Below are 19,275 nucleotides of genomic sequence, written 5' to 3' on the forward strand. Positions count from 1 at the left end.
GTGAGGACCAATGAAACCCTTCCAGCAATTCCTGCTGGCGCCGGTGGCCCTTGGGCTGCTGTCGCCGCTTGCCGCTTCGGCCGGCGAGATCTCCCCGTCCCAGAGGGCGGAGATCTCCACCTATATGGAGCAGCAGAACATTGACAGCTTCAAGGCCTGGGAAGCCCAGAACCAGGTCACCAGCATCAACCAGTTTTCCGACGTCAAGCCCACCGACTGGGCCTACCAGGCGCTCTCGAACCTGATCGAGCGCTACGGCTGCGTCGCCGGTTACCCGAACGGCACCTACAAGGGCGGCCAGGCCATGACCCGGTTTGAGGCGGCGGCCCTGCTGAACGCTTGCCTCGACCGGATCACCGAGGTGACCGACGAGCTGAAGCGCCTGATGGAGGAGTTCGAGAAGGAACTCGCCGTGCTGCGCGGCCGTGTGGATGGCCTGGAGGCCAAGGTGGGCGAGCTGGAGGCCACCCAGTTCTCCACCACCACCCGGCTTCAGGGCGAAGCCACGTTCGTGATCGGTGCCAACAGCTTCGGTGGTAACCAGAACCTGCCGAACCCGGCCGTCGGTGTGCCGGCCGGTGCGGCCAATGCCTTCCCCGCCAACAACCGGCGCAACTGGGGCGCCACGGTGTTCAACTACGACGTCCGCCTCAATTTCCTCACCAGCTTCACCGGCAAGGACCTGCTGTACACCCGTCTGCGCAGCGGCAATGCCAACAACAGCCCCTTCAACGGCCAGCCCTACAACCTGATGGCGCTGGACAAGCTCACGGCGCCCACGGCCGGGGCGGACACCGTCTTCATCGACCGCCTCTACTACCGCTTTCCGATCGGTCGCGACTTCACGGCCCTGATCGGCGCGAAGGCCCGCGCCACCGAGTTCCTGGCGATTTCCCCCTGGTTCTACAAGTCGGAGATCCTCGACGTCTTCACCCTGCACGGGGCTCCCGGCGCCTACAACAAGGCCACCGGCTCCACCTTCGGCCTGATGTGGAAGCAGAACGTTCCCAAGGGCAAGCCCTACTTCGCGGTCTCCACCGCCTACGTCGCCCCTGTGGCTGACAACGGCAACCCCAGCCAGGGGGGCCTGCTGAACGAGCGCAGCCGCGGCACGTGGACGACCCAGGCCGGCATCGCCGGCAAGCAATGGCGTTTCGCCGTCGCCTGGAGCTACGTCCAGTGCGGCCAGAACTTCCGCCGCGGCACCTCCTTTGCCCAGCCGGCGGTCGGCTGCCCCAGCATCAACAACAACTTCCTGGGTTCGGAGGCCTACGGCAACAGCGCCGCCTACGCCAACAACTTCGCCACCACCTTCGCGTGGCAGCCCAGGAAGAGCGGCTGGATCCCCTCCATCAACCTGGGCTGGGGCTACAACGCCCTCACCCAGCCGGCGCTGAACCCTGTCCTGGCCAGGATCAACGGCATCAATGTGCCGGTGCGCGACACCGTGCCGACCTTCAACCAGTCGGCCAACCGGGGCGCCAGCCAGTCCTGGAGTGTCGGCCTGCAGTGGACCGACGTGTTCGCCAAGGGCAACGAGGCCGGCATGGCGGTGGGCCAGCCGGTGTTCACCACCTCGCTGCGCAACGGCGAGACCCCCCAGGACGGCAACTTCATCTGGGAGTGGTGGTACAAGTTCCAGGTCACCGACAACATCAGCGTGACCCCGGCCCTGTTTTATCTGAGCCGCCCCAACGGCCAGTTCACCACCGCCGGCCAGTCGAGCAGTGTGCTCGGCGGTCTGGTCCAGACCCAGTTCCGGTTCTGATCCTTCGGCTTCCCTCCTCACAGCGCTCCGGCCCCCCTCCACGGGGGGCTTTCCCTCTCCCGGGTGCTGATCACGGCCGCCCTGTCAGGACCTTGCCCGGTCCTTTCCTTCTTCCGACAGCGAGGATCATCGGGGTTTCCATGTCAGCTGCAATACCAGCCGGTGTAATCCGGCCTTTCTTCCGGGCAGGCGGATTCCTATACCTTTGCGCCGTCCCCTCCGGGGGATTCCTCTTTTTGGTGTGAGGACCAATGAAACCCTTCCAGCAATTCCTGCTGGCGCCGGTGGCCCTTGGGCTGCTGTCGCCGCTTGCCGCTTCGGCCGGTGAGATCTCCCCGTCCCAGCGGGCGGAGATCTCCACCTATATGGAGCAGCAGAACATTGACAGCTTCAAGGCCTGGGAAGCCCAGAACCAGGTCACCAGCATCAACCAGTTCTCCGACGTCAAGCCCACCGACTGGGCCTACCAGGCGCTCTCGAACCTGATCGAGCGCTACGGCTGCGTCGCCGGCTATCCGAACGGCACCTACAAGGGCGGCCAGGCCATGACCCGCTATGAAGCGGCGGCCCTGCTGAACGCCTGCCTCGATCGGATCACCGAAGTGACCGACGAGCTGAAGCGCCTGATGGAGGAGTTCGAGAAGGAACTCGCCGTGCTGCGCGGCCGGGTGGATGGCCTGGAGGCCAAGGTGGGCGAGCTGGAGGCCACCCAGTTCTCCACCACCACCAAGCTCCAGGGTGATGCGGTCTTCGTGATCGGCTCCAACAGCTTCGGTGGCAACCAGGGCCTGCCGAACCCCGCCGTCGGTGTGCCGGCCGCTGCGGCCAACGCCTTCCCCGCCAACAACCGGCGCAACTGGGGCGCCACGGTGTTCAACTACGACATCCGCCTCAACTTCCTCACCAGCTTCACCGGCAAGGACCTGCTGTACACCCGTCTGCGCAGCGGCAACTTCAACAACAGCCCCTTCGGCGGCCAGCCCTACAACCTGATGGCGCTGGATCGCGCCTTCTCCCCGGTCGGTGGAGCTGACGTCGTCAACATCGACCGTCTCTACTACCGCTTCCCGATCGGCCGCGACTTCACCGCCCTGGTCGGTGCCCGGGCCCGGAACACCGAGTTCCTGGCGATCACGCCCTGGTTCTACAACGGTGGCATCCTTGATGTCTTCACGCTGCACGGCGCCCCCGGCACCTACAACAAAGCCACCGGTTCCACCTTCGGCCTGATGTGGAAGCAGAACGTCAAGAAGGGCAAGCCCTTCTTCGCGATCTCCACCGCCTACGTCGCCCCCAACGGTGACAATGGCAACCCCAGCCAGGGGGGCCTGCTGAACGAACGCAGCCGCGGGACCTGGACGACCCAGGCCGGTTTCGCCGGCAAGAACTGGCGCTTCGCCTTCGCCTGGAGCTACGTCCAGTGCGGCCAGAACTTCCGCCGCGGCACCTCCTTCGCCCAGCCGGCGGTCGACTGCCCCAACATCAACAACAACTTCCTGGGTTCGGAGAACTTCGGCACCAACGCCTCCTACTCCAACAACTTCGCCACCACCTTCGCGTGGCAGCCCAAGAAGAGCGGCTGGATCCCCTCGATCAACCTGGGCTGGGGCTACAACGCCCTGACCCAGCCCCAACTGAACCCCCAGACCGCCCTGCTGCGCGTCGGGGCCACGTCGGTGCGGGTGCCGACCTTCGACACGGTGCCGACCTTCAACCAGTCGGCCAACCGGGGCGCCAGCCAGTCCTGGAGTGTCGGCCTGCAGTGGGCCGATGCGTTCGCCAAGGGCAATGCCCTCGGCATGGCCGTGGGTCAGCCGGTGTTCGCCACCTCCCTGCGCAACGGCCAGACGCCCCAGGACGGCAACTTCGTCTGGGAATGGTGGTACCGGTTCCAGGTCACCGACAACATCAGCGTGACCCCGGCCCTGTTTTATCTGAGCCGCCCCAACGGCCAGTTCACCACCGCCGGCCAGTCGAGCAGCGTGCTCGGCGGTCTGGTCCAGACCCAGTTCCGGTTCTGATTCCCCGGGGTCCCCATCGGTCCCTCCAGATCGGCGCTCCTTTCTCCTCACCCTTCCTCACAACCCTTCAGCCCCCCTCTCCAGGGGGGCTTTTTCATGGGCGGGCGCGGCCGGGCCGTCCGGGCGGGCCCATCGGCGATGCTGGATCCAGATGGCGCCGTCAGCGCATGGCCAGGACCTCCGCCGACCATTACGCCATCCTCGGGGTCACGCCTGGGGCCACCACTGCGGAAATCAAGGCGGCCTACCGGGCCCTCGTCAAACGGCATCACCCGGATGCCGGCGGTGACCCGCGCACGATCCTGGCCCTGAATGCGGCCTGGGAGGTGCTGGGCGACGGGGACCGGCGCCGCCTTTACGACCACGGAGCGGGCGTCGCGGCACCGGCACACCCCGCCGCGGCGGGCTCCGCGACGGCCAGGGGGCCAGCGGCGCCTCGCCATCGCGGCGTCGGGGCCGCCAGTGACGAGGAGCTGCTGGGCTGGCTCCAGCAGGTGTACGTGCCGATCGACCGGCTGATCGGGCAGGTGATCAATCCCTTCCCGGCCCAGCTTCGCTCCCTGGCCGCCGACCCCTACGACGACGCGCTGATGGGGGCGTTCTGCGCCTTCCTCGACCAGAGCCGGCAGCGCATGGAAAAGGTGGAGGCCCTCTACCGCTCCCGGGCCTGCCCAGCGGCGGCCAAGGGGTTCGGCCTCAGCCTCTACCACTGCCTCAGCCAGGTGCAGGATGCCCTGGTGGAGCTGGAGCGCTACACCATGGGCTATGTCGACAGCTACCTCCATGACGGCAAGGAGATGCTGCGGGAGGCCCGGCTGCGCCGCAGCCGTCTGAAGGAGGAACGGCGCCGAGTGGAGCTCTAGCTGGCGGGCATGGCCTCGAGCTGGTCGAGCCGCAGCCACACGTCGGGAACGGGCAGGCGCCAGCGCAGCTGGGCGTGCTCCCCCTGGATGGCCAGGATCTCTCCGGGCCCTTCGAACAGGTAGCCGGGGGGCACCGGGTCGCTGGCGCCGGCCTCCAGGCTGTTGGTGTAGGCGGCTCGGTTCACCCGGACCAGGGCACCCTTTTTCAGGCTCGGGGGAGCGGCAGGCGCGGACTCAGCCATCGTGGGGAGGAGGGATCAGCCCAGGTTAGGGCCGCCAGAACCTAACCTCGGCACTGGATTCCGCTGGAACGGTGGGCATGCGACTGCTTCTGCTCGGATGCACCGGTTTCGTCGGCCGGGAGCTGGTGCCGTTCCTGCTCAACCTCGGCCACCAGCTCACCCTGGTGAGCCGTCGCCCCCGGCCCGACAGCGAGGCGGCCGACCCCCGTCTCATCACCCTCTGCTTCGATCCGTCCGACCCGGCCAGCTGGCGCCAGCCGGCGCTGCTGGAGGCCCTGGCGGCGGCCGATGGGGTCGTCAACCTGGCGGGGGAGCCGATCGCCGACCAGCGCTGGACGCCGGCGCACCGCCAGCGCCTGCTCGACAGCCGCATCGGCACGACCACCCAGCTGGTGGGGGCGATGGCGGCCCTGACCACGCCGCCCCGGGTGCTGGTGAACGGTTCGGCCGTGGGGTATTACGGCACCAGCCTGGAGGCCGCCTTCACGGAGGCCAGCCCCCCCGGCGATGATTTCCTGGCCCGCCTCTGTGCCCGCTGGGAAGCCGCCACCCAGGTCGCCCCCGAAGCCTGCCGCCTCGTGGTGCTGCGCGTGGGCATCGTGCTTGGGCCCGATGGCGGCGCCCTCGGCAAGATGCTGCCCGTGTTCCGGGCCGGTTTCGGCGGGCCGGTGGGCAGCGGCCAGCAGTGGATGAGCTGGATCCATCGCCACGACCTCTGCCGGCTGATCGTCACCGCCCTTGAGGACGACGCCTACGCCGGCCCCTACAACGCCGTGGCCCCGGAGCCCACCCGCATGGGGATCTTCGCCTCCAGCCTCGGCCGTGCCCTCGGCCGGCCCAGCCTGCTGCCGGTGCCCGGCCCCCTGCTGCAACTGCTGCTCGGCGATGGTGCCGCCGTGGTGCTCGAAGGGCAGCAGGTCCGCCCCGAGCGGCTGCTGGCCCAGGGATTCCACTTCCAGTACCCGGAGCTCAGCGCTGCCCTCGCCGCTGCCACCACCCCAGCCCACCGCTGAGCAGGGCCGCGGCCATCAGCAGGCCGATGGCCGGCGTGAACAGGGGCTGCCACAGCCGCTGGAAGAGCTCCAGGGGAGCATCCAGCCGCTGGCCATGCAGCACCACCGCCACGGCGAAGAACAGGGCTCCCGCCAGCACCAGGAAGACGTCGGCCACCAGCACGACATCGAGAACGCGGCGCACCTGCGCGACGGGGCCGGTGGAGGGAGTGCTCATGCCTGCGGGGTGAGCCGGGAGGGGGAAATCCCCGGTGAGCCCAAACCTAAACTCGACCGTGCTTGGTGTCCCGTGTGCCCCTTTCCCCTGCTCCCAGGATCCTGCTGATCAGCAATGGCCATGGGGAGGATCTCAATGGGGGACTGATCGCCGATGGCCTGCGCCAGTGTGATCCCGGGCTGGAACTGGCGGCTCTCCCCATCGTCGGAGCCGGCTCACCCTACGGGCGCCGCGGCATTCCTCTCCTCTACGCAGGCCGCACCCTGCCGTCCGGGGGCATGGTGTACCAGGGCCTGAACCTCTGGAAGGACCTGGCGGCGGGCTGGCTGCAGCAGAGCCTGGCCCAGCTCTGGACAGCCTGGCGCCAGGGCCGCCGCTTCGACCTGGTGGTCAGCATCGGCGACCATGTCCCCCTGATCTTCGCCCTGCTCACGGGACGGCCGACGGTGGTGTTCCTGGTTTCCACCTCGAGCTACTACGAGGGCCGGCTGCGGCTCTCCGCCCTCACCCGCTGGTGCTGCCGGCGGCGGCGGGTGAGGGTGGTGCTCACCCGCGATGCCTTCACCGCCACCGACCTCCAGGCCCAGGGCCAGGCCAAGGCCCTGTTCCGCGGTTACCCGATCATGGACCTGCCGCCGCCGGACCCGGGCCAGGTGGCCCGTCTGCCGGGCAGCCGCACCCTGGCGCTGGTGCCCGGCAGCCGCTTCCCGGAGGCCCTCCACAACCTGGTGCTGATGCTGCGACTCTGCGGCCAGCTGGGAGGACAGGCCGGGGCGGGCCCGTGGCGCTTCCTGGTGGCGGTGGTGGAGAGCCCCCACTGGCGGGAACTGGAACCCCTGGCGGCGGCGGTCGGCTGGCGCCTGGACGGCGACGTGCTGCGCTCCGCCGGCGGCGACCTCGAGGTGCGGCTGCTGCCGGGGGCCCTGCCCTCGATCCTGGCCGCCAGTGACCTGGTGGTGGGGATGGCCGGCACCGCCGTGGAGCAGGCGGTGGGCTTCGGGCTGCCGGTGGTGCAGCTGGTGGGCCGCGGCCCCCAGTTCAGCTACGCCTTTGCCGAATCCCAGATGCGGCTGCTGGGTCCCACGGTCCACACTGTGGGGCGGCGCCCGGCCGACACGGCCGATCTGCAGGAGGCCGCCGGCCTGATCGTCCGCCTGCTGGCCGACCCGGAGCTGCCGCAACGCTGCGCCGACGCCGCCCTGGAGCGGGTCGGTCCGCCGGGGGGCTCACGGCGCATCGCCGAGACCGTGCTTGAGGCCCTCGCCCGGGGCCCCGGCGGCTTCAGCTGAGCCAGGCCTTCACCTTCTCCAGGGCCTGCCAGCCCGGGCGCCGCTGCAGGCCGTCGGCGATCGAGCCCTGCAGTTCCTCGGCCAGTTCCGGGGCCATCAGCATCACCCGCTTGACCATCTCGATATGCTCCCGCACCCCCTTGGCGCCGGTTTCCAGCATCGCCACGCTCAGGTTGATGCGCGCCTGGGGATCCTGGGGGTTGAGCTTCACCGCGTTGCGGGCCGAGGGCAGGGCCGCCTGGGGCTGGTCGAGGAGCAGCTGCAGCCAGGCCAGACAGGTCCAGCCCGCCGACTGGCGCGGCTCCTGGGCCGTGATCTGCAGGAACTCGTCGATCAGCTCCTCGGGCGCGGCCCCCTGCTGGTAGCGGGCGATGGCCTGGTCGAAGCGGGACTCCTGCGGGGCCGTCATGGCGGCGGGGGGTGGTGGGATGGGGATCGTCAGACTCCCATGCCACGGGACCGGCCCGCCATCGACCGGCCGGGGCTCAGACGGCGAAGGAGCTGCCGCAGCCGCAGGTCTGGGAGGCGTTGGGGTTGGTGAAGTTGAAACCGCCGCCGATCAGGGCGGAGGAGAAATCCAGCTGCATGCCGTAGATGTACAGCAGGCTCTTGGGGTCGCACACCACCCGGAAGCTGGGGGCGCCGACAGGTTCGTAGGTGTAGGTCTCGTCGTCGGGAAGGATCTCCGAGCCGTCGATGAAATCCATCGTGTAGCTCATGCCGCTGCAGCCGCCCGAGCGCACGCCGACCCGCAGTACCTTCTCCCCCCCCTGTGAGGCCATCAGGGTGCCCAGCTGGCGCATGGCCGGCTCGGTGATCAGGATGCCCTTGCCATCCACACCGGTGTGGGTGATGGCCGCTTCGGCTGCCATGGTGGCGGTCGCGGTCGCTGCCGGGCTGGGGGCGGGGGTCTGGATGGAGCTGCTCATCGTTCGTTGGGGGGCGTTCGCAGAGGGTCGGAGGATGGGAGTCGGGCCGCCGGACAACGCGGTGAGGATCCACTCTATGGAGATCCCTCCCCGGTGGGTAGGCTTCGGTCCATAGAGTCAGGACCTTCACGGGAAAGCAAGGGTGCGGGTCGCCATCGTGGGTGCGGGTCTGGCCGGTCTGAGCGCGGCCGTCGATCTGGTCGACGCCGGTCACACGGTCGATCTGTATGAATCCCGCCCCTTCATGGGGGGCAAGGTGGGCAGCTGGGAGGACCCGGACGGCAACCACATCGAGATGGGGCTGCACGTCTTCTTCTTCAACTACGCCAACCTCTTCGCCCTGATGCGCAAGGTGGGCGCCGTCGACAATCTCCTGCCCAAGGAGCACTGCCACCTGTTCGTCAACCGCGGCGGCGACCTGCGGGCCCTGGATTTCCGCTTTCCCGTCGGGGCCCCCTTCAACGGCCTCAAGGCCTTCTTCACCACCCCCCAGCTCGACTGGATCGACAAGCTGCGCAATGCCCTCGCCCTGGGGACGAGCCCGATCGTCCGGGGGCTGGTCGATTACGAGGGGGCGATGAAGGTGATCCGCTCCCTGGATGCCATCAGCTTCCAGCAGTGGTTCCTCAGCCATGGGGGCAGCCCCCGCAGCATTGAGAGGATGTGGAACCCGATCGCCTACGCGCTCGGCTTCATCGACTGCGAGGCCATCTCGGCCCGGTGCATGCTCACCATCTTCATGATGTTCGCCTCCCGGACGGAGGCCTCCAAGCTCAACCTGCTCAAGGGATCCCCCCACCGCTGGCTGACCGGCCCGATCCTCGATTACATCCAGGCCCGTGGCGGCCGCCTGCACCTGCGCCACCGGGTCAGTGAGGTGCTCCATGAGGAGCGCAACGGCCAGACCGTCGTCACTTCACTGGTGCTGGGCACCCCCGACGGGGAGAAGCGGGTGGAGGCCGACGCCTACCTGGCCGCCTGCGATGTGCCGGGAGCCCAGCGGCTGCTGCCCCAGGCCTGGCGCCGTTTCCCCGAGTTCGCCGCCATCGACCGGCTCGAGACGGTGCCGGTGGCCACCGTGCAGCTGCGTTACGACGGCTGGGTGACCGAACTGGGCGACGAGGCCGGCCCCGTCGCCCGCCGGGCCGACCTGGACCGCCCGGCAGGCCTCGACAACCTTCTGTACACCGCCGATGCCGACTTCAGCTGCTTCGCCGACCTGGCCCTGACCAGCCCGGCCGACTACCGGCGGGAGGGCCTGGGGTCCCTGCTGCAGTGCGTGCTCACCCCCGGTGATCCCTGGATCCCCAGAAAGACAGAGGAGATCGTCGCCCACACCGACCGCCAGGTGCGCGAGCTGTTCCCCTCCGCCGCCGGCCTGCAGCTCGTCTGGAGCAACGTGGTGAAACTGGCCCAGTCCCTGTACCGGGAAGCCCCCGGGATGGAGCCGTTCCGCCCCGCCCAGCGCACCCCCGTGGCTAACTTCTTTCTGGCCGGCAGCTACACCCGCCAGGACTACATCGACTCGATGGAGGGGGCCACCATGAGTGGACGGCTGGCCGCCGCCGCCATCCTGGACCAGCCGGTGGAGCTGGCCACCTGCGCTGCGGTGGCCTAGGAGCACAACCATGGGGAAATGGCTCGAGCACAGTGTCACCACCGAGATCCAGGCCCCGGTGGCCCGGGTCTGGGAGGTGTGGAGCGATCTGGAGGCCATGCCCCGCTGGATGCGCTGGATCGAGTCGGTTGTCACCCTCGACGACCCGGACCTGACGGACTGGACCCTGGCGGCCCAGGGGTTCCGCTTCCACTGGAAGGCCCGGATCACCGAACGGGTCGACTCCCAGAGGCTGCACTGGGAATCGGTGGGTGGCCTGCCGACCAAGGGGGCCGTCCGCTTCTATCCCCTCGGGCCCGACCTCACGGCGGTGAAGCTCACCGTCAGCTATGAACTGCCCGGCGCGCTTGCACCCCTGATGGAACCCACCATCATGGGTGGCATCGTCACCAAAGAACTGCAGGCCAACCTTGATCGATTTCGCGACCTGGTGGAGAAGGGCTGACGGACCGATCAACGGGCGCCTCGCTCTCGGCGTCCTCACAGGGCTGATGCTGACCGGATGCGGTGCGTCCCCCACCACGGAGGCTCCGCCGGCGCCGGCACCGGCGCCCCCCCGCCCGGCCGCCCCGACGGCGTCGTCCGGCGCCGTCCCCGAGGGCCTGACCCCCCTGCCCACCTCCCAGCAGGTTGTGAATGCCTTCCGCATGGGTCGGCAGGATCCCTTCGGATCGCTCGTGCCGGAGCTGCTTCCCAGGGCGGCGGCGGGTGGCGCCACCGCCAGGGCCGCCGCCATCCCACCCCCCTTCCTGAACGACTTCCGCGTCACCGGCGTGATCGACAGCGGCGGCCAGAGCGAAGCGGTGGTGACCTACGGGCAGCTCAGCGGCAGCCTGCGCCCGGGTGACCGGGGTGGTCGCACCACCGATCTGCTGCCCTCCGGCTGGAGTGTGGCCTCCGTCGATGTCGCGAACGGAAGCCTGATCCTTCAGAGCGGCAGTCGCCGGGTCAAGGTCGAGCTCTGAGGGCCCGGCTGCAGGCGGCCACCAGGCCCTCCAGGTCGTGGGGATCCGCTTCCCCGTCCACCCGTCCGAGCCGCTCCAGGCAGCGGCGGCTGGTCTGGGGGCCGATCGAGACCACCTGCACCCCCTCCAGCCACTCGATCCAGTTCTCGCCGAAGCTGCCGGCCAGCAGCTGGGCGGTGTGGTCCACCGTCTTGCCGCTGCTGAAGGTGATGGCATCAACCCCGCGCCGCTCCAGGGCCTGCAGGGCCCCACTGGGAAGTCCGGCCGGACAGCGGGTCTCGTAGGCGGCCACCTCCACCACCCGGGCGCCGGCCGCGGCGAAGGCCTCCGCGAGCACCGTGCGTCCGCCGCTCTGCACCCGCGGCAGCAGCAGCCGCTGCCCCCAGCCCGACACCGGGAAGTGCTCGATCAGGCTGTCGGCCACGAACGCCGGCGGCACGAAATCGGCGGGGGCCCCCAGGGCCTCCAGGGCCTCGGCGGTCTTGCGCCCCACCGCCGCCAGCCGCACCCCCCGGGGCCGTCCGGCCAGGCTGCTCCCCCGGCGGACCAGCCGCTGCTCCACGGCGTCCACCCCGTTGGCGCTCGAGAAGAGGATCCAGTGGAACTGATCCAGTTCCGCCAGGGCATCGTCGAGGGGCCCCCAGAGATCGGGGGGCCCGATCACCAGGGCCGGCAGGTCGATGACGCTGGCGCCGGCCTGCTCGAACAGCTGGCGGGCGGCGCCCAGCTGGGTTTCGGCCCGGGTCACGGCGATCGTGCGGCCCGCCAGTGGGGTTGTCCCGGCCATCAGGCGTCCAGGCGCACGAGGGCGCCCGCCCGGTGGGCCAGTTCCCGGGCCTGCTGTGGTTCCCCCTGGGCCTCCAGCAGGGCGATCGCCCGCCGGAACCCGTCACGGGCGCCGGGAATGTCGCCTGCCAGCAGCAGGGCGGCGGCCAGGTTGCGCTGGGCGTCGGCGTGCTCCGGGGCCAGGCCCAGGGCCCGGCGGTAGGCGTCGATGGCCTCCACCAGGCGGCCCCGCTGGCGCTCGATCAGCCCCAGGTTGAACCAGGCCAGGGGCAGCTCCGGGCAGAGGTCGGTCACGGTCGCCGTCAGGGCCGCCGCCTCCTCCAGATCCCCCTGGCGCAGCAGCAGGGCCCCGAGGTTGAGCCGTGCCCCCAGGCTGATCCGGCCATCGAGGGGCAGGGCCAGGGCCTGGCGGTAGAGGTCGGCGGCGGCGGCCGGTTCGTCCGGGCCGCGGGCGATGGCGAGGTGGAGCAACAGTTCGTAGCGCTCGGCGAGGGCATCGGCCCCGGCACGGGCCAGGCCCTCCTCCAGCAGGGCGATACCCCGGCGGCGCTGGCCCTGGCTCACCTCCAGGGCCCCCAGCTTGGCGCAGGCGTAGGGATCCCCAGGCCGGGCGGCCAGCTCCGCCTCCATGGCTTCGCGCAGGCGGGCGGCCTTGTCGCGCCCGACCACCAGCTCCGGGCGGTACCCCTCATGCACCAGGGCCGGCTCCGGGCAGGTCACCACCTGCCAGTCGGGCTCCTGCCCCAGCAGCGCGGCCACGCTGTCGTCGACCATGGCGTGGTAGCGGCGGCTCCAGCGGATCGCCGGATGGCGGCGGAACAGGCGGCTGACGCTGGAGTAGGGCGACTGGGCGGCCCCCAGCTCCTGGCGCAGCAGGTTGACCAGCAGCACCCGGGGCTGCTCCATCAGGCCGCGCAGGGGCGTGCGGGCTTCGGGCCGCAGCCATTCATCCGCATCCAGCACAAGCACCCAGTCGCCCGTCACCAGATCCAGGGCGTGGTTGCGGGCGGGGGCAAAGTCCCCCGGCCAGTCCAGGTGGTGGACGCTGGCGCCGCAGGCGGCGGCGATCGCAGCGGTGCGGTCGTCGGAGCCGGTGTCCACCACCACCATCTCGTCGACGAAGCCGGCCACCGACGCCAGGCAGCGCTCCAGGCGCTCGGCTTCGTTGCGCACGATCATCGACAGGCTCAGCATCGGACGCTGCGGGGCAGAACGGTCGAGCCAGGAGGCTAGGTGCCGATGGGTGCTCAGTCGGTGAAGTCCACCGCGGCAGCGCTGCTGGCGGTGGCGGGGTCGGGGGTCGCGTTCTCCTGGGGTCCGAAGCCGAGGCGGCCCAGCAGTTCGCCCTGGGCCAGGGCCATCTGCCCCGGCGACCAGGCGGCCGGCACCGCCGGATCCAGAAGGGCGGCCAGGGACTCCCAGGCATAGGGGCTGCCGTAGACGGCCAGGCCCGCCAGCCGGCCGGCCGCCTGGAGCTGACGGATCACCGCCGGCCAGGGATCCGGGCCGTCGGCCCGGCCGCGGAACGGGTTGCCGCGCAAGAACAGCTGCAGCAGCACCGGCCCCTCGCCCAGTCGCTCCAGGGCCAGGGGGGCCTCCCCGTCCCCGCTCCAGGGGGAAGGGCCCTGGCCGTCGATCAGGCAGGTCCGCCATCCGGCGGCCGCCGGCAGGGCCAGGGCCGGGGCGCCCGCCGGCAGGAAGGGGCAGGCCAGGCTGTTGTCGAGGCGGATCAGGTTCACCCCGGGGCCGCCGGGCAGCGGTCCCCGCCCCCGCGTCTCCAGGCTGCGTCGCACCAGCTCCAGGGCCAGCGCCTGGTCGGCGGGCGCGGGGCCGTTGCTGAGGGCGCCCAGGGGGGCCAGGGGGTCGGCGTCGGGGTCGGCGGGGCAGCGCCCCAGGGCCCGGCGCCGTCGCCGCTGGCTGGCCTGCAGTTGCTCCAGGCTCAGCCGGCCGCTGGCCACGGCCGCCACGATGGCGTCGATCGCCCCGTCGGCGTCCCCGGGCATCAGCACCAGGTCCGCCCCCGCCTCCAGGGCCAGCACCGCGGCCTCCGAGGTGCCGTAGCGGCCGGCGATCGCCTCCATCACCAGGGCGTCGGTGACGACCAGCCCCCCGAAACCGAGCTCCTGGCGCAGCAGCCCCGTGAGCACCGCCCGCGACAGGGTGGCCGGATGGTCGGGGTCGATGGCCGGCAGCAGCAGGTGGGCGGTCATCACCGCGGCCACCCCCGCCGCGATGGCCTCCCGGAAGGGCGGCAGCTCCACCGCCTCCAGGCGTTCGCGGCCGTGGGGGAGCAGGGGCAGCTCTAGGTGGGAGTCGCTGGCGGTGTCGCCGTGGCCGGGGAAGTGCTTGGCGCAGGCGAGCACGCCTTCGGCCTGGACGCCGCGGCAGAAGGCGGCCGCCAGGGCCCCGGCCGTGGCCGGATCCTCCCCCCAGGCCCGCACGTTGATCACCGGGTTGGCGGGGTTGTTGTTGACATCGCAGACCGGGGCCAGGACCCAGTTCAGTCCCAGCTGGCGGGCCTCCCGGCCGGTGCAGGCGCCGTAGCGCCGGGCCAGATCAATGGCCAGGGCGGGATCCTCGGCATGGATCCGGGCCAGGGCCAGGGGCGGCACCAGCCAGCTGGCCCCCTCGAAGCGCTGGCCCACCCCCTCCTCCACATCGGCGCAGAGCAGCAGTGGCGCGCCGGCCCAGGCCTCCAGCTGGCGGGTGCGCAGCCGCAGTTCGGCGGCGCTGCCCCCCAGCAGGATCACCCCGCCCACGCCGCGCCGCAGCAGGCGCCGCAGGCTGTCGTTGTCCAGCTCCCAGCGGGGGTAGCGCCGCTGGCCATCGGCGGGATGGCCGCTGCAGCGCACCACCAGCAGTTCGGCGGCCAGCCGATCCAGGGCCTTGGGCGAGAGGGGGGCCTGGGGCGAGAGGGGGAACGCAGCCATGGGCAGGATCAGCTGTCGGTGTCGGTGTCGCTGTCGCTGTCGCCCGCCGGATCCGCTTCGCCCACCCCAGCCATCGGCTCCTCCCGCTCGCGCCGCTCCGTCTCCAGGCGCTGCAGCAGTCCGAGCACCGTGTTGCCCTTCTCCAGACCCCGGTCGAGGACGAAGACCACCTCCGGGGTGCGGCGCATCTTGAGGCGCCGGCCCAGCTCCCCCTTCACATAGGAGGAGGCCGCCTGCAGGCCAGCCATCGCCACCTCGCGATCCTCGGCGCTGCCGAAGATGCTCACGAAGATCCGGCAGTGCTGCAGGTCGCCGGCCACCTCCACGTTGGTGACGCTGACCATGCCGTGGTGGACCCGCTCGTCCTTGATGCCGCTCATCAGCAGCTCGCTCACCTCGCGGCGGATCAGGGCCGCTACCCGTTCCACCCGTCGGCTCTGGGCCATGACTACGACAGCGGTGTGGACTGCACCATGGCACGCAGCACCAGGGTGAGGCTGACCAGTCCGCTGATCAGGGCGCCGACCAGGGCCACCGCCGTGACCGGGTTGCTGCGGCGCCGAGCCAGGGGCTCGAACACCGAGTTGAACACCCCCAGGCTGAAGGCGATCAGGTAGCGCGGATAGCGCGTCACATTGACGAAGAAGTCCTTCATGGCCTCGGCGACGGTCCTGGACGGATGCTGGCTACTCTGCCGCCCGGGGCCACGCCCAGCCGGCCCGGAGGGTCCATGGAGCTGCATCAGTTCAGACATTCCGCCTTCTGCGAGAAGGTGCGGTTACTCCTGGCCCGCAAGGGACTCGAAGCCACCATCGTCGAGGTGACCCCTGGCCTGGGGCAGCTGGAGCTGTTCCGTCTCTCCGGGCAGCGGCAGGTGCCGGTGCTGGTGGATGGGGGCGAGGTGATCGCCGATTCCACGGCCATCGCCCTGCATCTGGAGGTCACCCATCCGGAGCCGCCGCTGCTGCCGGCCGATCCGGTCGCCCGCGCCCGGGTGCTGCTGCTGGAGGACTGGGCCGACACCGCCCTGGCCCGGGGCGCCCGCCTGGCCCTGCTCCAGGCCGCGGCCACCGATCCGGTGCTGCGTGCCGCCCTGCTGCCCGAGGCCACACCCGCGCCCCTGCGGGATCTGGTGGGGGCCCTGCCTGGCGGCCTGATCGGCTCCGCCACCGAGGCGATGCGCGACCTGCTCGGGCCCTGTGAGGTGCGCCAGCTGCACCGCAGCCTCGAGCAGCTCGCCCTGCTGGTCAGCGAGCGCCCCTACCTGGAGGGCGATGGCCTCACCCTGGCCGACATCGCCGTGGCAGCCCAGCTGTACCTCCTGAAGTTCCCTGCCTGTGCCGGAGCCCCCCTGGCGGGCCGCGGGGTGGAGGGCATCGCTGACAACCCGGTGCTGGAGCCCCTGTTCGCCTGGCGCGACCGGGTTCACGCGGCGGTGGGTCGGGGCTGAGGCCTCCCTCCGGGGCTGGACCACCACCAGCCAGGATGGGGGCCGCCGTTGTTCTGGCTGTGTCCGATCCGCTGCTGCGGGAGCTCGACCACTACGTGGTGCTGGAGCCCGGCAAGGGCGAAAGCATCCTCAGCGCCGCCGAGACCCTGCACTGGCTGGCCGGACACCTGGCGGCCCTGGCCGAGCCCCCGGCCGATCTGGCCGATCTGGCCGATCCCGAGGCCCGGGCCGGTCGGCTCCTGGACACCGCCTGCGAACTGGAGCTGGCGCCGGGCTGCGCGATCCAGTGGTTCGCCGTGCGGCTGGAGCCGCCGGCCTGAACACTCCGGCGGCCCTCAGTTGAGCGAGCGGCGGGCCTGCCCATCCGCATCCTGCAGACGGACGGGGTCGGCTGGAGGCGGGGTGGGGTCCCGCAGCACCGAGGGCAGGGCCTCGAGCACCTGGAGGGCCACCGCGGCGGGAGTACCCCCCTGCTGGGCCACCGTCAGGTCGGCCTGGGCGTAGAGGGGCCGGCGCTCGTGCAGCAGTGCCTCCAGCCGTGCGGCGGGATCGGGAGCGTCCAGCAGGGGTCTGGGTGTGGGGTCGGCGGCCAGACGGCGCACCAGCTCATCCGCAGGGGCGTCGAGCCACACCACCAGCCCCTGGCGCATGTGACCCCAGTTCTCCGGTCGGATCACCGCCCCGCCGCCGGTGGCCACGACCAGGGAATGCCAGCTGGCGATGCCGTTGAGCACGGCGGTCTCCAGAGTGCGGAAGCCGTCCTCCCCGTCGCTGGCGAAGATCTCGGCGATCGGCCGGCCGGCCACCTCCCCCAGAGCGGTGTCGGCATCGATGAAGCGATAGCCGAGGGCCTCGGCCAGGGGCCGCCCCACGGCGCTCTTGCCGGCCCCCATCATCCCCACCAGGTAGATGTTCAGGCCATCGAGACGGCGGGCCAGGTCCCGATGCGAGGGGCGGGGCGGGGCGTCATCGGCTGGGGCCATGGGTGTGCGGTCGGCGGCGGTCCGGACCCCGTTTCTAGGATGGGCGTCCCCTGGGCCTCGGCGATGACCGCAACCCGGTTGACCGCCCCTCCTGCGGCACCCTCCCCCACCAGCGCCGCCCACGGGCGTGGCCGCCCCTGCGTGATCACCCGCCGGGCGACCTTCAGCGCCAGCCACCTCTACCGGCTGCCGGAACTCGATGACGCCGAGAACGCCCGGCGCTTCGGCCGCTGCAGCCTGGCTCCGGGCCACGGTCACAACTACGAACTCACCGTGGCGATGGGCGGCCCGCTCGACGCCGACGGGATGGTGCTCAACCTTTCCGACGTCAAGCACGCCATCCGGCGGGAGGTGACCGAGCCCCTCGACTTCCGTTTCCTCAATGAGGTCTGGCCCGAGTTCGATCTCTCCCGCTCCGAGGGCCGGCTGCCCACCACCGAGGCCCTGCTGCTGGCGATCCGCCAGCGCCTGGCCCCCCAGCTGCCGCTGGTGGCCCTGCGCCTCCACGAACACCCCAACCTCTGGGCCGACGTGCTCTGCGGCCCCACCACCGATCCCATGGAAGCCTTCCTCTCGATCCGCACCCACTTCGCCGCAGCCCATCGCCTGGCCCGCCCCGAGCTCAGCCAGAGCGAGAACGAGGCGATCTACGGCAAGTGCGCCCGCCCCCACGGCCACGGCCACAACTACCTGCTCGATGTCACCGTGCGGGGCCCCATCGATGGGCGCACCGGCATGGTCTGCGATCTGGCCGCGCTGCAGCGCCTCGTGGACGACCTGGTGGTGGAGCCCTTCGACCACACCTTCCTCAACAAGGACGTGGCCCACTTCGCCGACTGCGTGCCCACCGCCGAGAACATCGCCCTCCACATCGCCGACCTGCTCAGCGCCCCCATCGCCGCCACCGGGGCCCGGCTGCACAAGGTGCGCCTGCAGGAGAGCCCCAACAACGCCGCCGAGGTCTTCGCCGAGACGCCGCAGCTGGAGATGGTCCCCGCCGCCCTTGAAGCCCTCGCAGCCGTTTGAGGCCAGCGGCAACGCCGGAGCTGCGGCTTGTCCTGGCGGTGAGCCTCGACGGCCGCCTGGCGCCCGCTGAAGGGGGGGCGGCCCAGCTGGGGGGCGCCGCTGACCGGCAGGTGCTGGAGGAGGCCCTGGCCTGGGCCGATGCGGTCCTGGTGGGCGCCGAGACCCTGCGGCGCCACGGCAGCACCTGCCTGATCCACAGCCCCGCTCTGCTCGAGGCCCGCCGTTCGCAGGGCCGCGCCGCCCAGCCGATCGCCATCGCCGTCAGCCGCAGCGGCCGGTTGCCCGCCGCACTGAATTTCTTTCGCCAGCCTCTGGAGCGCTGGCTGCTGCAGGCCGCCCCGCTGTCGCCCGCCGTCCCCGCCGCCGCACCTGCGGAGGGCTTCTCGCGTCACCTGCCCCTGGACGGCTGGCCCGAGGCCCTGGCGGCCCTGGCCGCCCTGGGTCAGGGGCGCATCGCCGTGCTCGGCGGGGCCCAGCTGGCGGCGGCTCTGGCGGCCGAGGACCTGCTGGATGAACTCCAGCTCACCGTCTGCCCCCGCCTGCTGGGTGGGCCCCACGGCTGGCTGCCGGCCGATGCCTCCGTGGCTCCGGGGGGCCGCACGGGCTGGCGGCTGGTGGAGCACCGGGCGCTGCCGGGGGAGGAGCTGCTGCTGCGCTGGCGGCGGCCCGGGGATCAGGGCGTGACCTCCTGAAGGCGGTAGCTGCCGAAACGCCTGCCCAGCTCCCGCAGCGGCATGTCCCGCAGGCTGTCGGTGGGCAGGCCGAACATCCTGGCCAGGCAGCGCTTGACCACCTCTTCGCTGTCATCACCGAAGCGGCCGCTCACCATCTCGGTGAGCACCCCCAGGCCGCGGCCGCTGTTGTCGGTCTCCTCGATCAGGCACTTGCTGGTGGGCACCGCCAGCTTGCGACAGGGATCCTGCAGGCTTTTCTCCAGGTCCGCCCGTCCCGCCGAGACCGTCTCCACGCAGACCCTCGTCAGCTGGTTCTCCAGCTGGGGACGCAGCAGCATCAGCACCGGCCGCAGCAGTCCGGCCCGGGCGGGGGCCGCCGGGACCACCAGCGCAGCGGCGGCCGTCAGGAGCATCAGGATCCGCAGGGGCTTGGCCATGGCGGGGGGAGGACGCTCGGTCGCAGGGAATCAACCGTTAGTTTTGCGCCTGCCCCCTCCCCCC

The 19,275-nt window shown here is 71.1% G+C and carries 23 protein-coding genes; 12 read left to right on the forward strand and 11 right to left on the reverse strand.

Going from position 1 to position 19,275, the window contains the following annotated elements:
* Positions 1-10 precede the first annotated feature (10 nt).
* The 3 genes from CYAGR_RS13810 (at position 11) to CYAGR_RS13820 (ending at position 4,652) form a co-directional block, all read left to right on the forward strand.
* Positions 11-1,768, forward strand: coding sequence for an iron uptake porin (locus tag CYAGR_RS13810; RefSeq protein ID WP_015110458.1), 1,758 nt, complete (start codon positions 11-13; stop codon positions 1,766-1,768).
* Positions 1,769-2,019: 251 nt separating this feature from the next.
* Positions 2,020-3,789, forward strand: coding sequence for an iron uptake porin (locus CYAGR_RS13815; protein ID WP_015110459.1), 1,770 nt, complete (start codon positions 2,020-2,022; stop codon positions 3,787-3,789).
* 167 nt (positions 3,790-3,956) lie between these two features.
* On the forward strand, positions 3,957-4,652 hold the full coding sequence (locus tag CYAGR_RS13820; protein WP_015110460.1) for a J domain-containing protein: 696 nt from the start codon (positions 3,957-3,959) through the stop codon (positions 4,650-4,652).
* On the opposite strand, the gene ndhO is transcribed toward CYAGR_RS13820, so the two are convergent.
* Positions 4,649-4,894: an NAD(P)H-quinone oxidoreductase subunit O gene (gene ndhO / locus CYAGR_RS13825; protein WP_015110461.1), complete on the reverse strand. Its 246-nt coding sequence runs from the start codon at positions 4,892-4,894 to the stop codon at positions 4,649-4,651. The two genes, CYAGR_RS13820 and ndhO, sit on opposite strands and share 4 nt — an antisense overlap.
* A gap of 77 nt (positions 4,895-4,971) precedes the next feature.
* On the opposite strand from ndhO, the gene CYAGR_RS13830 reads away from it, so the two are divergent.
* Positions 4,972-5,907 carry a TIGR01777 family oxidoreductase gene (locus CYAGR_RS13830; protein WP_015110462.1) on the forward strand — a complete coding sequence of 312 codons (936 nt, stop codon included), beginning with the start codon at positions 4,972-4,974 and terminating at the stop codon, positions 5,905-5,907.
* On the opposite strand, the gene CYAGR_RS13835 is transcribed toward CYAGR_RS13830, so the two are convergent.
* Positions 5,864-6,124, reverse strand: coding sequence for a hypothetical protein (locus CYAGR_RS13835; protein ID WP_015110463.1), 261 nt, complete (start codon positions 6,122-6,124; stop codon positions 5,864-5,866). The genes CYAGR_RS13830 and CYAGR_RS13835 overlap by 44 nt on opposite strands.
* Positions 6,125-6,198: 74 nt before the next feature.
* On the opposite strand from CYAGR_RS13835, the gene CYAGR_RS13840 reads away from it, so the two are divergent.
* The gene (locus CYAGR_RS13840) at positions 6,199-7,413 is read left to right on the forward strand and encodes a lipid-A-disaccharide synthase-related protein (RefSeq protein ID WP_043325907.1); all 1,215 of its coding nucleotides are present in this window, start codon (positions 6,199-6,201) and stop codon (positions 7,411-7,413) included.
* Here the strand turns inward: CYAGR_RS13840 and CYAGR_RS13845 are convergent.
* Together CYAGR_RS13845 and CYAGR_RS13850 are read right to left on the reverse strand one after the other, a co-directional pair.
* A complete protein-coding gene (locus tag CYAGR_RS13845) occupies positions 7,406-7,822 on the reverse strand; it encodes a hypothetical protein (protein ID WP_015110465.1) in 417 nt (138 codons plus the stop codon). The two genes, CYAGR_RS13840 and CYAGR_RS13845, sit on opposite strands and share 8 nt — an antisense overlap.
* A gap of 76 nt (positions 7,823-7,898) precedes the next feature.
* Complete coding sequence (locus tag CYAGR_RS13850) at positions 7,899-8,342, reverse strand: iron-sulfur cluster assembly accessory protein (protein WP_015110466.1); 444 nt, start codon at positions 8,340-8,342, stop codon at positions 7,899-7,901.
* 142 nt (positions 8,343-8,484) lie between these two features.
* On the opposite strand from CYAGR_RS13850, the gene zds reads away from it, so the two are divergent.
* The 3 genes from zds to CYAGR_RS13865 are packed head-to-tail and all read left to right on the forward strand — an operon-like array spanning position 8,485 to position 10,925.
* A complete protein-coding gene (zds, locus tag CYAGR_RS13855; protein ID WP_015110467.1) occupies positions 8,485-9,960 on the forward strand; it encodes a 9,9'-di-cis-zeta-carotene desaturase in 1,476 nt (491 codons plus the stop codon).
* Between the two features lie 10 nt (positions 9,961-9,970).
* The gene (locus CYAGR_RS13860; RefSeq protein WP_015110468.1) at positions 9,971-10,405 is read left to right on the forward strand and encodes an SRPBCC family protein; all 435 of its coding nucleotides are present in this window, start codon (positions 9,971-9,973) and stop codon (positions 10,403-10,405) included.
* Positions 10,406-10,451: 46 nt separating this feature from the next.
* Positions 10,452-10,925: a hypothetical protein gene (locus CYAGR_RS13865; RefSeq protein WP_015110469.1), complete on the forward strand. Its 474-nt coding sequence runs from the start codon at positions 10,452-10,454 to the stop codon at positions 10,923-10,925.
* Here CYAGR_RS13865 and CYAGR_RS13870 read toward each other — a convergent pair.
* The 5 genes from CYAGR_RS13870 to CYAGR_RS13890 are packed head-to-tail and all read right to left on the reverse strand — an operon-like array spanning position 10,909 to position 15,296.
* Complete coding sequence (locus CYAGR_RS13870) at positions 10,909-11,712, reverse strand: uroporphyrinogen-III synthase (RefSeq protein ID WP_015110470.1); 804 nt, start codon at positions 11,710-11,712, stop codon at positions 10,909-10,911. The genes CYAGR_RS13865 and CYAGR_RS13870 overlap by 17 nt on opposite strands.
* Positions 11,712-12,905 carry a glycosyltransferase family 2 protein gene (locus CYAGR_RS13875; RefSeq protein ID WP_015110471.1) on the reverse strand — a complete coding sequence of 398 codons (1,194 nt, stop codon included), beginning with the start codon at positions 12,903-12,905 and terminating at the stop codon, positions 11,712-11,714. The genes CYAGR_RS13870 and CYAGR_RS13875 overlap by 1 nt, the downstream gene beginning before the upstream one ends.
* Before the next feature lie 53 nt (positions 12,906-12,958).
* Positions 12,959-14,641: a glycoside hydrolase family 3 N-terminal domain-containing protein gene (locus CYAGR_RS13880; RefSeq protein WP_015110472.1), complete on the reverse strand. Its 1,683-nt coding sequence runs from the start codon at positions 14,639-14,641 to the stop codon at positions 12,959-12,961.
* 8 nt (positions 14,642-14,649) lie between these two features.
* Complete coding sequence (rbfA, locus tag CYAGR_RS13885; protein ID WP_015110473.1) at positions 14,650-15,087, reverse strand: 30S ribosome-binding factor RbfA; 438 nt, start codon at positions 15,085-15,087, stop codon at positions 14,650-14,652.
* 2 nt (positions 15,088-15,089) lie between these two features.
* Positions 15,090-15,296, reverse strand: a complete 207-nt coding sequence (locus tag CYAGR_RS13890; RefSeq protein ID WP_015110474.1) for a DUF751 family protein — start codon at positions 15,294-15,296, stop codon at positions 15,090-15,092.
* Between the two features lie 75 nt (positions 15,297-15,371).
* Between CYAGR_RS13890 and CYAGR_RS13895 the strand changes: the two genes are divergently transcribed.
* Both CYAGR_RS13895 and CYAGR_RS13900 read left to right on the forward strand, forming a co-directional pair.
* On the forward strand, positions 15,372-16,091 hold the full coding sequence (locus tag CYAGR_RS13895; protein ID WP_015110475.1) for a glutathione S-transferase family protein: 720 nt from the start codon (positions 15,372-15,374) through the stop codon (positions 16,089-16,091).
* A 59-nt stretch (positions 16,092-16,150) separates the two neighbouring features.
* The gene (locus tag CYAGR_RS13900; RefSeq protein WP_043325912.1) at positions 16,151-16,411 is read left to right on the forward strand and encodes a CRR7 family NDH-1 assembly protein; all 261 of its coding nucleotides are present in this window, start codon (positions 16,151-16,153) and stop codon (positions 16,409-16,411) included.
* Between the two features lie 15 nt (positions 16,412-16,426).
* Here CYAGR_RS13900 and CYAGR_RS13905 read toward each other — a convergent pair whose 3' ends face one another.
* Positions 16,427-17,074 carry a shikimate kinase gene (locus CYAGR_RS13905; protein WP_015110477.1) on the reverse strand — a complete coding sequence of 216 codons (648 nt, stop codon included), beginning with the start codon at positions 17,072-17,074 and terminating at the stop codon, positions 16,427-16,429.
* A gap of 63 nt (positions 17,075-17,137) precedes the next feature.
* Here CYAGR_RS13905 and CYAGR_RS13910 point away from each other — a divergent pair, with 63 nt between their 5' ends.
* Both CYAGR_RS13910 and CYAGR_RS13915 read left to right on the forward strand, forming a co-directional pair.
* Complete coding sequence (locus CYAGR_RS13910; protein ID WP_015110478.1) at positions 17,138-18,100, forward strand: 6-pyruvoyl trahydropterin synthase family protein; 963 nt, start codon at positions 17,138-17,140, stop codon at positions 18,098-18,100.
* Positions 18,097-18,792: a dihydrofolate reductase family protein gene (locus CYAGR_RS13915; protein ID WP_015110479.1), complete on the forward strand. Its 696-nt coding sequence runs from the start codon at positions 18,097-18,099 to the stop codon at positions 18,790-18,792. The genes CYAGR_RS13910 and CYAGR_RS13915 overlap by 4 nt, the downstream gene beginning before the upstream one ends.
* On the opposite strand, the gene CYAGR_RS13920 is transcribed toward CYAGR_RS13915, so the two are convergent.
* On the reverse strand, positions 18,774-19,211 hold the full coding sequence (locus tag CYAGR_RS13920; RefSeq protein ID WP_015110480.1) for a hypothetical protein: 438 nt from the start codon (positions 19,209-19,211) through the stop codon (positions 18,774-18,776). The genes CYAGR_RS13915 and CYAGR_RS13920 overlap by 19 nt on opposite strands.
* Positions 19,212-19,275: the final 64 nt, after the last annotated feature.

It is taken from the genome of Cyanobium gracile PCC 6307 (genome assembly GCF_000316515.1).
GTDB classification, from domain to species: domain Bacteria; phylum Cyanobacteriota; class Cyanobacteriia; order PCC-6307; family Cyanobiaceae; genus Cyanobium; species Cyanobium gracile.

Bases quoted from the DNA above. Each gene is read 5' to 3' on its own strand.
- CYAGR_RS13810 (WP_015110458.1), top strand. From the start codon at position 11: ATGAAACCCTTCCAGCAATTCCTGCTGGCGCCGGTGGCCCTTGGGCTG.
- CYAGR_RS13815 (WP_015110459.1), top strand. From the start codon at position 2,020: ATGAAACCCTTCCAGCAATTCCTGCTGGCGCCGGTGGCCCTTGGGCTG.
- CYAGR_RS13820 (WP_015110460.1), top strand. From the start codon at position 3,957: ATGGCCAGGACCTCCGCCGACCATTACGCCATCCTCGGGGTCACGCCT.
- ndhO (WP_015110461.1), bottom strand. From the start codon at position 4,894: ATGGCTGAGTCCGCGCCTGCCGCTCCCCCGAGCCTGAAAAAGGGTGCC.
- CYAGR_RS13830 (WP_015110462.1), top strand. From the start codon at position 4,972: ATGCGACTGCTTCTGCTCGGATGCACCGGTTTCGTCGGCCGGGAGCTG.
- CYAGR_RS13835 (WP_015110463.1), bottom strand. From the start codon at position 6,124: ATGAGCACTCCCTCCACCGGCCCCGTCGCGCAGGTGCGCCGCGTTCTC.
- CYAGR_RS13845 (WP_015110465.1), bottom strand. From the start codon at position 7,822: ATGACGGCCCCGCAGGAGTCCCGCTTCGACCAGGCCATCGCCCGCTAC.
- CYAGR_RS13850 (WP_015110466.1), bottom strand. From the start codon at position 8,342: ATGAGCAGCTCCATCCAGACCCCCGCCCCCAGCCCGGCAGCGACCGCG.
- CYAGR_RS13860 (WP_015110468.1), top strand. From the start codon at position 9,971: ATGGGGAAATGGCTCGAGCACAGTGTCACCACCGAGATCCAGGCCCCG.
- CYAGR_RS13865 (WP_015110469.1), top strand. From the start codon at position 10,452: ATGCTGACCGGATGCGGTGCGTCCCCCACCACGGAGGCTCCGCCGGCG.
- CYAGR_RS13870 (WP_015110470.1), bottom strand. From the start codon at position 11,712: ATGGCCGGGACAACCCCACTGGCGGGCCGCACGATCGCCGTGACCCGG.
- CYAGR_RS13875 (WP_015110471.1), bottom strand. From the start codon at position 12,905: ATGCTGAGCCTGTCGATGATCGTGCGCAACGAAGCCGAGCGCCTGGAG.
- CYAGR_RS13880 (WP_015110472.1), bottom strand. From the start codon at position 14,641: ATGGCTGCGTTCCCCCTCTCGCCCCAGGCCCCCCTCTCGCCCAAGGCC.
- rbfA (WP_015110473.1), bottom strand. From the start codon at position 15,087: ATGGCCCAGAGCCGACGGGTGGAACGGGTAGCGGCCCTGATCCGCCGC.
- CYAGR_RS13890 (WP_015110474.1), bottom strand. From the start codon at position 15,296: ATGAAGGACTTCTTCGTCAATGTGACGCGCTATCCGCGCTACCTGATC.
- CYAGR_RS13895 (WP_015110475.1), top strand. From the start codon at position 15,372: ATGGAGCTGCATCAGTTCAGACATTCCGCCTTCTGCGAGAAGGTGCGG.
- CYAGR_RS13905 (WP_015110477.1), bottom strand. From the start codon at position 17,074: ATGGCCCCAGCCGATGACGCCCCGCCCCGCCCCTCGCATCGGGACCTG.
- CYAGR_RS13910 (WP_015110478.1), top strand. From the start codon at position 17,138: ATGACCGCAACCCGGTTGACCGCCCCTCCTGCGGCACCCTCCCCCACC.
- CYAGR_RS13920 (WP_015110480.1), bottom strand. From the start codon at position 19,211: ATGGCCAAGCCCCTGCGGATCCTGATGCTCCTGACGGCCGCCGCTGCG.